A 13,321-nucleotide genomic window follows, 5' to 3' on the forward strand; every position below is an offset into this window, starting at 1 on the left:
TAGAAACAGATGTGGAGCTTTAAGTGACCCAACCGATCCAACCCCGCCTGACCCAGGTTTTCCGCTTCGTCCGCGCGAGCTATGCCGAGGGCGTGGCCGAGCTGGCGTATGCCTTCGACCAGGGCGAGGAATTGATCGAACGCGTGCGCTTTCCCGCGCCGCCAGCGCTGACGCCGGAGCGCAAGCATGCATTTGCTGCGGCGCTGAAATTGCTGCACCTGATAGCCGGCATCAGCTACTACAAGGCAGGCGTGCCGCCCAAGATCGAAGTGGCCGACGGTCCGCTCGATGATGCCACGGCCAACCTGCTCGATGACTTGTATCTGCACGGGCTGGCCGAATTCGCCTACCGCAACGGATTGGATTTGCGTGGACGCATCGCTTTCCCCCGTTCCGGCGAACCTCCAGGCAAGGTGGAAGCGGCCGCCCTGCACCTTCCCAAGCGCACCCTGGTACCCATCGGTGGCGGCAAGGATTCGGTTGTCGCGGTCGAAGCGATCAAGCAAGTCGGTGGCGAAGCCACTGCCGTCTGGGTGGGCAATTCGCCGCTGATCGCGGCCTGCGCCGAACGCACGGGCCTGCCCACGCTGAACATCCAGCGTGAACTCGCGCCGGGGTTGTTCGAGTTGAACCGGCTCGGGGCATGGAACGGCCATATCCCGGTGACGGCCGTCAATTCAGCCATCCTCGTGCTGGCGGCCGTGCTCTACGGCTACGACAGCATTGCGTTTGCCAACGAGCGTTCCGCGTCGGCCGCGACGCTGGAATACGAGGGCCAGCAGGTCAATCATCAGTGGAGCAAGGGCTACGCCTTCGAGCAACTGCTTGGTGACTGGCTGCATACGCATGTTGCGGCCGATCTTGATTATTGCTCGCTGCTGCGTCCGTTCTCCGAGCTCGCCATCACTCGCGCGTTCGCCAAGCACACACCGTATTTCGACGTCTTCTCCAGCTGCAACCGCAACTTCAAGATCCTTGGGCCGAAGCCGGCCGATCGCTGGTGCGGCCAGTGTCCGAAATGCCATTTTGTATTCCTGGCTTTGGCGCCGTTCCTGCCGAAGCCGCGTCTGCTCACCATTTTCGGCCGCAATCTGCTGGACGATGACTCGCAAGCCGCGGGCTTCGACGCTTTGCTTGAGTATCACGATCACAAACCGTTCGAATGCGTGGGCGAAGGCGCCGAGGCGCGTGCCGCCATGTACACGCTGAGCCAGCGGCCGGAGTGGCAGGAAGATGCGCTCGTCGCCCGTTTCCGCAGCGAAATCCTGCCGCAACTCGATGTTGCGCAGCTGACGCTGGAACCTTGGCTGCGGCCTTCCGGCGAGCATCGTGTACCGGATCGTTTGCAAGCGGCACTGTCGACGATCACCTGACATGCGTATTGCGGAACTGACCGGCAAGCGAGTGGCGATCTGGGGTTTCGGCCGCGAAGGGCGTGCCGCGATCCATGCGTTGCGCAAGCGTCTTCCTGAGCTGCCGCTGGCGCTGTATTGCAGCGAGTCCGAAGTCGCGCAAGCACAGACCTTCGAATCGTCGCTGCGTATCTATCCAAGTGAACCGGATGCCGTCGCCCTCAGTGCGTACGACGTCGTCATCAAGTCGCCAGGTATTTCGGCCTACAAGCCCGCCATTATCACGGCGCAAGCGCAAGGCACGCATTTCACCTCCGGCACCGCGCTGTGGTTTGCGGAGAATCCGCAAGCGCGCGTGGTGGCGGTGACCGGCACCAAGGGCAAGAGCACGACGACCGCGTTGATTGCGCATCTTGCCCGTGCGCAGGGAGTGCGCACGGCGCTGGCCGGCAATATCGGATTGCCTTTGCTCGAACTGCTCGACAGCCAAGCCGAACTGTGGGCGATCGAGTTGTCCAGCTTCCAGACCGGCGAGGCAGGTCCGCTGGAGCTGGGCGTGATTACCAGCCTGTACGAAGAGCACCTCGACTGGCATGGATCGCGCGACCGTTATGTGGCCGACAAGCTCAAACTGGTCGATCGGGCCAAACGGTTGCTGGTCAATGCTCAGCAACCATCGTTGCTGGAGCACACAGCAAGTCACCCGCACCAATTGCTGTTCGGGCAGGCGGATGGCTGGCATGTGGCGGAAGGTGTCATACGTCGCGGTACTGCGGATGTATTTCCGCTGGAGCGGATTTCTGTTCCGGGTGTGCACAATGCATTGAACGCCTGCGCCGCGCTGGCAGCATTGGCAGCCATGGACATCGACGCCATGGCGGCTGCCCAGGGCCTCTCGTCGTTTCAGCCGCTGCCACATCGTTTGCAGCCATTGGGTGAACGTGAGGGCCTGCATTGGATCAACGATTCCATCAGCACGACGCCGCAGGCGACGCTTGCGGCGCTGGAAAGCCTGCACGGCCGGGAAGTTACCGTCATCGTAGGTGGCCACGACCGCGGTCTGGACTGGACGGCTTTTGTTGATGCTGTGAAGTCACGCAAGGCGCTGCGCATCATAACCCAGGGTGCCAACGGGCAGCGTATTGCCGCAGCCCTGCGTGCCGCCAAATCGGACGTACCCCTGGGTGATGTCGACAAACTCTTCGATGCCATCGAGATGGCACGCACCATCACGCCTGAAGGGGGCACCGTATTGCTGTCGCCTGGTGCGCCAAGTTTTGACCAGTTCCATGACTACGCCGAACGCGGCAAGCGCTTTGCAGAGATGGCTGGCGTGGGTGGAAGCGGGATATCCGGCATCGCCGGCCTGGGGATTGCATAAGTCGCGCAGACAGGAATGTCATAACCGCTGATCTTTGGCAGTGCGCTTGATCACCCCTCCGCTTTGTCCGCCACGCACACGACGACGCGCAGTTGATGTGGTGATGTGTGAACCAGCTGGACATCGCCGCCATAAAGTTGCGCCTGGTTGCGCATGCGCCGCTCGCTTGCGTAAGTCACGCCGAGGCCGGTCAATAGGTCTTGATACGCGATTTTTGACAGCGTGATGGGCATGCCGACGCTGGCCAGGGTGGCCTCCGCCACGCGATGACCGTCGCGCGTGCGCACTGCCAGATGCAGACTAAGGACATTGCTGGGCGCGTGCTTCATCAGGTAGGCGACTGTCTCGCACTTCAGTCGATGGAGGGCTGGGTGCAGCTCCATCGACAAGTCCAGCGGGTCGCTATCGAAGCTCGGATCGAAGATCTTGCATTGCACGCCGATCTGGCTCAGTGCCTGGACGATCGGACGCTCCTCGCCGTCGAACAAATCCCGGCCATGCGGCGCCAGGCCGTTGGTGATGCGTAGGTGCTGCTGGTGTAGGGCTTCAAAATCCTGGTAGTACGCGTCGAGCCTGGCCGGCGGCAAGGCCGAGTGCGCCTCATGCATCATGCGGATAGCCCGCCCGTGCATGTCGTCGAACACACCGTCTAGCTCGGTGGCGTAATTGAGGCGAACGCGTTCAGTGGCGAACAGCTCGCGCCGTGCCAGCCCCCGGGCCGCCGCGGCGCTTTGCTCAGCCAGTCGCGCGTTGTGTTCAGCCAGGCGTATGCCATGTGCGAGCCCACGGGATACTGTGGTGCGAGCACCGAGTAGCAGTGAGCAAGTCGTCAACCCAGCGATCATGCATTGGGCGAGAATCGTCAGGGGATCGTCGCGACTAGGCATCAATACGATGACGCCCAGGTTGGCTGCTGCGCCGACCAGGACTGCGCATTGCCAGCCATGCCGCGATGCGGCCACGACCAGCGCGGCAACGATGCCGCACAATGCCAGCATATGCACGGCCCCGCCAACGTAATGCCCGGCAAAGGTAAGCAGTGTGATGACGAGGAGTAGCCCTGCTGTCGTGAGTCGCGGTATACCTTGCAGGGCGTTGGCGAGCGCGCCAAGCTGGAATGGGTTTGGCGGGGCAACGCGCCGAGTTTCTTCTACCAGCCATAGCACCACCGGGGTGACCGTCAGAACGGACAGGTAGTTGCCGATTATCCTCCTGACGCCATATAGCCACAGTGGGACAGGTTGCTCGCCAGGAGCAAGGTGCTTGAGCAAACTGTAACTAAGCCTGTTGTGCAAGCCGACAGTCAGCGAAACAAGCAACATGCAGAACAACAAAGAGCCCATGTTCTTGGATATAAGTTGCTCAAAATTTGGGAGTCGTTTCAGTGTCAAGTGGACGATGACGGCAGCGTATGTCATGGGTGGGACGCCGGTAGATAACATCGCTGGCCATCCGAATTGCTCCAGATTAGGATAGTTTTGATAACTGATGGGAATGGCTTCGCCCACGATCAACGCGGGCCAGTACCGGGTGGGAACGAACAATAGGCAGGTGAACCGCAGTGGCGCCATCGGTATCCAGTTGAGATAGCTGATATCCGACAGGCTGATTTCTCGCAGTGCGGCATAGATCAAGCCATAAGCCAGCGTCACCAGCGCACTGCGCGTGAAGAATAGTGTCCTGCTTTCCGTAGCCATGGCAAAATCCACATAATAATAATCAATTTATACATTTAAGTATAAATGGCATCGATGCGCGTAGGTTCGTCATGGTTTTATTTGTAGGGTTTTCCCCATAAATAGGTGGGTTTTTGCGTAATTGTTGCAAAAAATTATGCTGGCCATCGGTTGAGACTATTCAACTTGCCGCCCGAAATAATTATTTATACTTTATGCAGGCACTTGTTCTATCGAGGTGTGCATTAATATTATCAAGGAGTGCTTTATGCGCCTGTCATCAAAACTGACTTTGCCTACTTCTTCTGCTGCGCTACTGTTCCTGGTCGTTGGTGTCTTATCACCTCTTCACGCTGCACCTCCCTCTTCGGTCAATTCGGGGCACACTCCGCCATGCGACGGCAATCTGAGTCGGACCGATTCGCTGCGCGTATGCGTGAGCGAACTCGAAGGTGTGACCCGTTACCGGATCGAGGATGTCGCGACTGGTGCTTTTGCCGAGCTTACGGCGTCGAAGGAAGGGATGTATGTGCTGCAAAAGATAGGCCCTGATACCGTCCGAGTGCTGCTCGCCAACGCCCAGGCCCGTTCCTCTTCTCCCACGTCACCTAGCTCTGACATGGTAAGTAAGGTCTATGGGGATGCGAATTTGCTCATCGAGGAACGACGGGACGGGCAGCATTCGCCAAGGTGGGTGATCCATCTTCAAGCGCCTCAACCTGCGTCGTTTTTGAATACGTGTGAAGGGAGTGCTTGTACCGGAACAATAATTAATTAATCGGGGGCCACGCTGGATCGGCTTTCGCCGGTGGTGCGCATGGCGCATTGCTTACCTGTGCAAAGCTTGAACTCTCGCCGATTTAGTCTGCTCTTATAATGGAAAGCCGCACTCCAGAGAGTGCGGCTTTGTGTCTTTCCATGCCGATGGGCGCTTACCAGATCTTCACGCGCTGGTCGGGCGCCAGGTACAGCTTCTCGCCCGGCTTCACATCGAAAGCGTCATACCAGCCATCGATGTTGCGCACGGTCAGCGCGCGGAACGCCGCCGGCGCGTGCACGTCGGTGGCGAGGCGTTGGCGTTGCGCGGCATCGCGGATCTTGGAACGCCAGGCCTGACCGAACGCCAGGAAGAAGCGCTGGTCACCACTGAGGCCGTCGATCACCGGCGCCGGCTTGCCGGCTAGCGATTTGTGATAGGCGGCGTAGGCGGCGGTCAGGCCGGAGACGTCGGCGATGTTCTCGCCCAGCGTCTGCTGGCCGTTCACATGCAGGCCGGGCAGCGGTTCGTACTGGTCATACTGCTTGACCAGTTTCTGCGTCGCGGCCTGGAAGTGCGCGGCATCTTCGGGGGTCCACCAGTTTTCCATCCGGCCTTGCGCGTCGAAATCGGCACCGGTGTTGTCGAAGCTGTGGCTGATCTCGTGGCCGATGACGGCGCCGATCGAACCGTAATTGGCGGCGGCGTCGGCATTCGGGTCGAAGAACGGTGGCTGCAGGATCGCCGCAGGGAAGTTGAGAGCGTTCTGCAGCGGCAGGTTCACGGCGTTGACCGTCTGCGGCGTCATCCACCATTCGCCCTTGTCCACCGGCTGGCCGAGCTTGGCGAGCTGATGCTTGTATTCCAGTGCTTCGGCGCGTTCATGATTGCCGAGCGGATCGTCCGCACGAATTTCCAGCGTGCCGTAGTCACGCCAGGTATCCGGATAACCAACGCTTACGCGTAGCGTAGCGATCTTCTCTTTGGCCTTCGCACGCGTTGCGGGAGTCATCCAGGCGAGCGTGTTCAGACGCTCGTCGAAGGCCTCCACGATGTTCTTCACCAGCGCTTCCACCTTGGCCTTCGAGGCCGGCGGGAAGTAGTGCTTTACGTAGAGCTGGCCCACCGCGTCACCGAGGTCGGTGTTGGTGGCGTTGACTGCGCGCTTCCAGCGGTCCTGCTGCTTGGGTGTGCCTTGCAGCGTGGTGCCGTAGAAATTGAAGCTGAGATCCCCATACGCCTTGGGCAGCAGCGGTGCGGCCTGGTCCAGTGCGTGAAAGCGCAGCAGCTGTTTCCAGGTTTCGATCGGCTCGCTGACCACCAGCTTGGCGATGCCGATGGTGGCGGAAGGCTGCCACACGTCGATTTGCTTTTGGCTATCCAGGCCGGCCGCCTTGAAGAAGGCGGCCCAATTCAGGCCAGGCGCCTTCTGCTCGAAATCACTGGTGCTCCAGACATTTTGGGCCTTGTGCACGTCCTGGCTGTCGACCAGGCTTTCCTGTGCCTGAGCGATCTTGGTTTCTAGCGCGATGATGGCCTTGGCCTGAGCTTCGGCGTCCGGGGTGCCGGCGAGCTTCAGCAGCGAACTTGCGTAGGCCTGGTATTTCGCACGCGCTTGGACCATGTCTTTGTCTTGCGACAGGTAGTAGTCGCGACTGGGCATCGCGATGCCGCCCTGCAGCAGGTACGCCATATTGTGCGAAGAATCCTCCAGCCCCTGCGTCACGAACACACCGAACAGATGCTCGGTATGGAAGTTGGTGCTGTTGATCGGGTCGACATCCGCCCGCAGCTGACTGCCGAGTACGCCGGCCAGGTCGTCGCGGGTCTTGATGGCATCGATACGCTCGAACTCGGACTTCAGCGGAGCGAGGCCCAGCTTTTCGATGTTGGCCTCATTCATGTAGGCCGCGTAGTAGTCGGCGATCTTGCGTTCGTTGGAGCCGGCTGCCGGGTGAGCTTGCGCCGCGTTGCGGATCAACTGCGAGGTCTGCTTCTCGGCCAGCTGATACACCTCAAGGAAGGTACCGGTGCCGGAGCGATCGGCCGGGATCTGTGTGTTCTTCACCCAGATGCCGTTGGCGTAGTCGAAGAAGTTGTCACCCGGCTTGACGGCATGGTCGATGCCTTTGAGGTCGATGCCGACGTCCGTGCGGGCGGCTTTGGCCGTCGGCGCGTTATTCGCCGTGCCAGGTGCTGCAGCCAGGACCGTGCTGCTGGTCAGCACGGCGGCGGTGAGAACCCATCTGAATCGCTGCATGGCGATCACCTTTTATTGTGAGGAAGATTTCCCCACCTTAGCCGCCAGCCGGTGGCTTGTGAGCATGACTTTCGGGCTAGGTGCCGGTTCAATCTCTACCAGGCCAAGGATCAGCGGCCCAGGCATGTAGGCTGGGATGAAATCCCAGCTTTCTTTCATGGCATCCCGATGCTGGGATTGTCATCCCAGCCTACAGGGCGCAGGCGCTAGCGGCCCAGCAAGGCGATCTCCGACAAGGCCGCGGGCGCTTTGCTGACAAAGCGAATGCGGTAATACGCGTGTGCGCCCGGCTCGCGAACAGCGAACACCCGCGTTTGCTGCGGCCACGGGAAGCGCTCGTCTTGCCGTGTGTCCAGCGTCGTCCAGTGCTGGCCGTCATCGGAAGCCTCCAGCGTCCAGTCGGATGGCGCTGGTGCATGCCTGGCCGAGGTCAGGGTATACATCGCCACCGGGCGCGGCTGCGGGAAATGCCAGCTCACGATGGGATGCGTACCAGGCAGCTGCGCTTGGGTATCGCTGGTGTGATCGAACAGCTTACCCACATCAGGCATAGCCGGATCGCTGCCGGGCTTGCCCTGGCCTGGGCCAACGAGATCGTGCATTGGCGCGGGCTTGCCGGTGGTCGTAAGCGAAGGCGGCAGGTCCTGCTCTTCGCTGCCCCAGCTGGAGGGTTTCGGCCCCATCACGAAATCCAGCGTGGCACCCTGCGCAAGCAGCTCGTGGGGTAGGGTGAGTTTGCTCCATGGCTGCCCGTTCACACGCAGGCTCTGTATGTAGCGATTGGTATCGCTGACATCGGCCGCGTTGATGACGATGTGCTTGCCATTCTCCAGCGTAATGTCCATGTGCTGGAAATACGGCGCGCCGATCACGTATTCCGGCGTGCCCATGCGTAGCGGATAGAAGCCGGCGGCGCTGAACAGCCACCAGCCGGACATCTCGCCGTTGTCCTCGTCACCGAGATAACCCTGGCCGATCTCGCTGCCCAGGTACAGGCGCGCGAGTACGTCACGCACTTTGTCCTGCGCTTTCCATGGCTGGCCTGCGTAGTCATACATGTAAATGATGTGATGCGAAGGCTGGTTGCTATGACCGTACTGGCCCATGCGCACCGCTTGCGCCTCGCGCATCTCGTGGATCGGTTCGCCATAGCCGCCGACGTGGTAGATGCCCGGTGTGGCGAAGAACTGGTCCAGCTTCGCAGCGAGTTGGGCCCGGCCGCCGTACAGCGCTGCGAGACCGTTACCGTCCTGCGGGGCGTGGAAGGCCATGTTCCAGGCGTCTGTTTCGGTGTAGTCATCGCCCCAGCGCATGGGGTCGAAATGCTGCTTGGTATAGCGCCAGCGGCCTTGTGCATCGCGGCCAACGAAAAAGCCCAGCTCGGAATCGAACAAATTGACGTAACCCAGCGCACGGTCGTGGAAGTACGCGGCGTCTTCGGTATAGTGCGCCTGATAGGGATCTTGTGCAGCGCGGCGCTCGGCCAGCGCGCCGGCAAGATTGCCGATGGCGAAATCGTTGATGTAGCCATCCATCGACCAGGACAGGCCTTCCTTGATCGCGTCATCCGTGTAGCCATTGAAGATCGAGCGCTGTATGCCTTTGCGTCCGGTGCCGCCTAGCGGGCTTACCACCGTGGCATCCTTCAGTGCGGCCTGATAGAACGACTGCACGTCGAAGTTGTGCACGCCTTTGAGCCAAGCATCGGCAAAGGCGACATCGGCACTGGTGCCCACCATCAGGTCGGCATAGCCCGGCGATGACCAGCGCGAGATCCAGCCGCCATCGCGATATTCCTGCACGAAGCCGTCGATCATCGTGCCGGCCAGTTGCGGCATCAGCAGCGCATAGGCGGGCCAAGCGGTGCGATAGGTATCCCAGAAGCCGTTGTTGACGAAGACCTTGCCATCGACGATGCGGGCGCCGGTTTGCGTAGGCGTATTCTTGCCGACAGCGGGCGAGAATGGAGAGGCGTAGCGATAGATCGGATGGCTGGCGCTGCCGGTGTTTTCGTAGGCCGAATTGGGATACATCTGCAGGCGATAGAGGTTGGAATACAGCGTCACCCGTTCGCCGTGAGTGGCGCCTTGCACTTTCACGATGCCGAGCTGCTTGTCCCAGATCGCTTGGGCTCGATCGCGCACCTCGTCGAAGCTTTCCCGTGGCGCGATTTCCAGTTCCAGGTTGTGCTTGGCCTGTTCCAGGCTGAGCAGGGAAGTAGCTATCCGCACGTTCACGGTTTTGGTCTTGGACGTGTCGAAGCCTAGCCATGCGCTTACGTGATCGCGACCTTCGCCGGAGAGTCGCCCGCTTTCGGTGATAGGCTGGTCAACGATGGCATAGAAGAACAAGCGCGTAGCGCCGGTGGAGAGCGCGCTCTTCACGTCGGAATAGCCGCTGAAGCTGCGATGCGCGGGATCTAGCGTGATGCCGCCTTCATCCGTGCGGTTGTCGAATACGAGTTGCCCGCGCTTGCCGGGGAAGCTGAAACGAAGCATGGCGGCGTGATCGGTAGGTGTCATCTCGCCCACGACGCCGTTGTCGAACGTTACCTTGTAATAGTGCGCGTGGGCTGTCTCGTGGTCATGGCTGAAACTCAAGGCGCGTGCCGCGCGATTCGCGCTCGGCGCACCGCTGGCAACCGCCGCAGGCATGATCTGGAAGGTCTGGCGATCGCCCATCCACGGGCTGGGCTCGTGCGAGAGCGAGAAGGCCTCGATACGCGGCCGGTTGTTCGCATCGTTGCGCTGCTGGTACTGGTACATCCAGTCTGAACCGGCATCGGTCACCGGCACCCAGAAGTTGAAGCCGTGCGGCAAGGTGACGGCGGGGATATTGTTGCCGCGCGAGAACGTATGGCTGGAGTTGGTGCCGCGCAAGATATTTACGTAATCGCTAGGGCGCTTGTCCGCGGCCTCGTCAGCTGCGGGCCCAATACGCAGATCATCGAGAAAACCCTCGATGTCTCCGGCAGGGCCGTCGTGCGTCAACACGATGCGACGGATATGGCGTCCCGCGGCAGCCTTGCCCACATCGATGCTCAGCTTGTTCCATTGATTTACATACACGGTACGGCTCGCGCCCAGTGCGTGCGCGTTGGCGGGAATACGGTGCTGGTCTCGCGCTGGGCTTGCGGAAAGGCGCGTGCCGTCATCGAACACCAGGTCGATGGCCACGTAGTTGGAAGGATCGGCCAGATCGTTTGCCGCGATGCGCGGAAACAGCAGATAGGAAAGCTGCGTGTTCGCCTGCACCGGCAGGTCCACGTCAAACAGTGCGGTTTCCTGCTTGCCGCCGGCATGGGTCTGGTAATGAAGCGAATGAAGACCGGTGAACCCCACGCCGGGTTTGGCACTGTAAGCATCGTCCGCCGAGGGGCCACCATCGATCCGGACAGCCAGCGTTGATGTGGTCGGGCTTGCAACCGGCGCGGGTTCGCCTGTTTCGAACGAGGTGTAGAACGTACCCTTGCCGTCCGCGCTGGCGATGGTAGCGCAGCAGGCGAGCGCGAGGAAAAGCAGTGTCTGCCGATATGGGCGGGCGATAAAACCTGGCATCGGGTAGGTACCCCTGTGGAAAGTGCTTGCGGATCTGATAGACACGCCTGGAGCCGGATTTGATCGATCTAAATGAGGGCTGTCAAACCGCAACGCAGCATGCGAGGGCCGTCATCTAGCGGCCTGCAGCGGCAAGCGAACGGCTGCCTGCGCGATCGGGCAAGGTCGGTCGGCCGTCGATTTCCACCTTTTTCATTCGTCGCGTGAAAGAGCAAACTCTTACGTCTCCGTCACAAGGACCTACTGATGAGTCACACCGGACATGCCCCTCACGTCGCGATGCATCCCGAGCGCCGCTGGCTGGCGCTGATCGTGCTATGCCTGGGCGTGCTGATGATCGTGCTGGATACCACGATCGTTAACGTGGCTTTGCCTTCGATCAAGGTGGACCTGAAGTTCGGTGACACCGAGCTGGCCTGGGTAGTGAACGCCTATCTGCTGACCTATGGCGGGTTTCTCTTGTTGGGCGGTCGCCTGGGCGATCTGTATGGACATCGTCGCGTGTTCCTGATCGGTATCGCGGCCTTTACGCTGGCTTCGCTCGCCTGCGGGCTTTCCACCACCCAGATGGCGCTGGTGGTTGCGCGCGCCGTGCAAGGACTGGGCGGCGCGGTGGTCACCGCCGTGGCGCTCTCGCTGATCATGGACCTGTTCACCGACCCGCAGGATCGGGCAAAAGCGATGGGTGTCTATGGCTTCGTCTGCGCGGGAGGCGGTAGTCTCGGCGCGATGCTGGGCGGTGTGCTGACCAGCAGCCTGAGCTGGCATTGGGTGTTCCTGGTGAACCTGCCGATCGGCGTTGGCGTGGTCGTCGCATCGCTGCGTCTACTACCCGCTGCAGCGGGCACGGCCAGTTCGCGACATCTGGATGTATGGGGCGCCGTGACCGTGACTGTTGCGTTGATGCTGGCTGTATATGCCATCGTCAACGGCAACGAAGTAGGCTGGCTCTCGTCACGCACGCTGGGCCAGTTGGGCATCGCAACGGCTCTGTTGGTGGTCTTCTTCTGGTTGGAGGCGCGCGTGCACGCGCCACTGATGCCGCTACGTCTGTTCCGCCTGCGTAATCTGGTGGTCTCCAATGTCGTCGCAGTGGCATGGGCGGCGGCGATGTTCGCGTGGTTTTTCCTGTCGGCGCTGTACATGCAGCTGGTGCTCGGTTACGGACCGATGGAAGTGGGCCTGGCCTTCCTGCCAGCGAACCTGATCATGGCGATGTTCTCGCTGGGACTTTCCGCCAAGCTGGTGATGCGTTTCGGGATTCGCCGTCCGCTTGCGCTGGGTCTGGCTTTTGCCGCGTGCGGCCTGTTGCTGTTCGCGCACGCGCCGGATAATGGGCATTTCGTGCGTGACATTCTGCCCAGCATGATCTTGCTCGGCATCGGCGCGGGCGTGGCCTTCAATCCCCTGCTGCTGGCGGCGATGAGCGATGTAGGTCCATCGGAATCGGGACTCGCTTCGGGCGTGGTCAATACCGCCTTCATGATGGGCGGCTCCCTGGGCCTCGCCGCGTTGGCCAGTCTTGCTTCCTGGCGCACGCAAACCTTGTTGGCGGTCGGCAATGGGCAGGGGTTTGCGCTTAGCGGCGGCTATCAGTGGGCCTTCCTGGTCGGCGCCTGCTTTGCGGCGCTGGGTGCATTGCTCGGTGCGTTGTTGCTGCGCACGGCGCGTGTCCCGAGCGGAGAGCCGGCGGCCAGCACGCATTGACGGCGAGCGTAGCTTGTAGGCTGGGATGCCAATCCCAGCATCAGGATGCTGCGTGAAAAGCTGGGATTGGTATCCCAGCCTACCTGAGGACGGAATCGATATGACGGCTATGTACCGTGCAATTGGCGATACATGGACATAAACTGTTCGGGCTCATTAATCCGGCTTATAGGGAAAGCGCACAAATGGCCATGAATTTTCGTTACTGCACGCTTGCTGGTCTCGTTCTGATGGGCATGACGTCCGTCGCGATGGCGGCCTCGGATGACAATAAAACTGTGGCTAGCGCAGGTGTCCAGCAAGGTACCGGCTATTTCAGATTGGTTGAACCGACCTCGGTCAGTTGCCTCTACAGTGTTATCTACATTCCAAACCTCAGCACTGATGCCGGTCAACGAGCGATGTATGCCACGGTTCTGGCCGCAGAATCGAGCAGCCGGAAGATCGCGCACCTTTCATACGACGTAGATAGCATGGGTCGGTGCAACGCAAGCCTTGTTGAGATAGCGCCATAATCGGCACCAGCTCCGCGCCGTGGGGCTGTCGGGATGAGTCCTTAATTTTCGTCGGCTTTGAATCGTGGCCGCCCAGTGAACCTATGTTAGGCAGCCTTACGACTACGACTGATCAT

Annotated in this window: 8 protein-coding genes; 5 read left to right on the forward strand and 3 right to left on the reverse strand. The window is 60.6% G+C overall.

The genetic code is table 11. The annotated features are described in order from the left end of the window. Positions 1–23 precede the first annotated feature (23 nt). Positions 24–1,373, forward strand: a complete 1,350-nt coding sequence (murL, locus tag QQJ96_RS11225; protein WP_284332085.1) for a UDP-N-acetyl-alpha-D-muramoyl-L-alanyl-L-glutamate epimerase — start codon at positions 24–26, stop codon at positions 1,371–1,373. 1 nt (position 1,374) lies between these two features. Beyond that, on the forward strand, positions 1,375–2,733 hold the full coding sequence (gene murD, locus QQJ96_RS11230) for a UDP-N-acetylmuramoyl-L-alanine--D-glutamate ligase (RefSeq protein ID WP_284332086.1): 1,359 nt from the start codon (positions 1,375–1,377) through the stop codon (positions 2,731–2,733). Between the two features lie 50 nt (positions 2,734–2,783). On the opposite strand, the gene QQJ96_RS11235 is transcribed toward murD, so the two are convergent. Further along, positions 2,784–4,430, reverse strand: coding sequence for a hypothetical protein (locus QQJ96_RS11235; protein ID WP_284332087.1), 1,647 nt, complete (start codon positions 4,428–4,430; stop codon positions 2,784–2,786). 247 nt (positions 4,431–4,677) lie between these two features. Between QQJ96_RS11235 and QQJ96_RS11240 the strand changes: the two genes are divergently transcribed. After that, positions 4,678–5,187: a hypothetical protein gene (locus QQJ96_RS11240; protein ID WP_284332088.1), complete on the forward strand. Its 510-nt coding sequence runs from the start codon at positions 4,678–4,680 to the stop codon at positions 5,185–5,187. 154 nt (positions 5,188–5,341) lie between these two features. Here the strand turns inward: QQJ96_RS11240 and QQJ96_RS11245 are convergent, their stop codons facing one another. Then, positions 5,342–7,426: a M13 family metallopeptidase gene (locus QQJ96_RS11245; RefSeq protein ID WP_284332089.1), complete on the reverse strand. Its 2,085-nt coding sequence runs from the start codon at positions 7,424–7,426 to the stop codon at positions 5,342–5,344. 206 nt (positions 7,427–7,632) lie between these two features. Further along, complete coding sequence (locus QQJ96_RS11250; protein ID WP_284332090.1) at positions 7,633–10,983, reverse strand: GH92 family glycosyl hydrolase; 3,351 nt, start codon at positions 10,981–10,983, stop codon at positions 7,633–7,635. Positions 10,984–11,229: 246 nt separating this feature from the next. On the opposite strand from QQJ96_RS11250, the gene QQJ96_RS11255 reads away from it, so the two are divergent. Both QQJ96_RS11255 and QQJ96_RS11260 read left to right on the forward strand, forming a co-directional pair. Continuing rightward, positions 11,230–12,690, forward strand: coding sequence for a DHA2 family efflux MFS transporter permease subunit (locus tag QQJ96_RS11255; RefSeq protein WP_284332091.1), 1,461 nt, complete (start codon positions 11,230–11,232; stop codon positions 12,688–12,690). A gap of 191 nt (positions 12,691–12,881) precedes the next feature. After that, positions 12,882–13,205, forward strand: a complete 324-nt coding sequence (locus QQJ96_RS11260) for a hypothetical protein (protein WP_284332092.1) — start codon at positions 12,882–12,884, stop codon at positions 13,203–13,205. The last annotated feature ends 116 nt before the right edge of the window (positions 13,206–13,321 follow it).

The sequence above is a fragment of the Dyella flagellata genome (genome assembly GCF_030160275.1).
GTDB classification, from domain to species: domain Bacteria; phylum Pseudomonadota; class Gammaproteobacteria; order Xanthomonadales; family Rhodanobacteraceae; genus Dyella_B; species Dyella_B flagellata.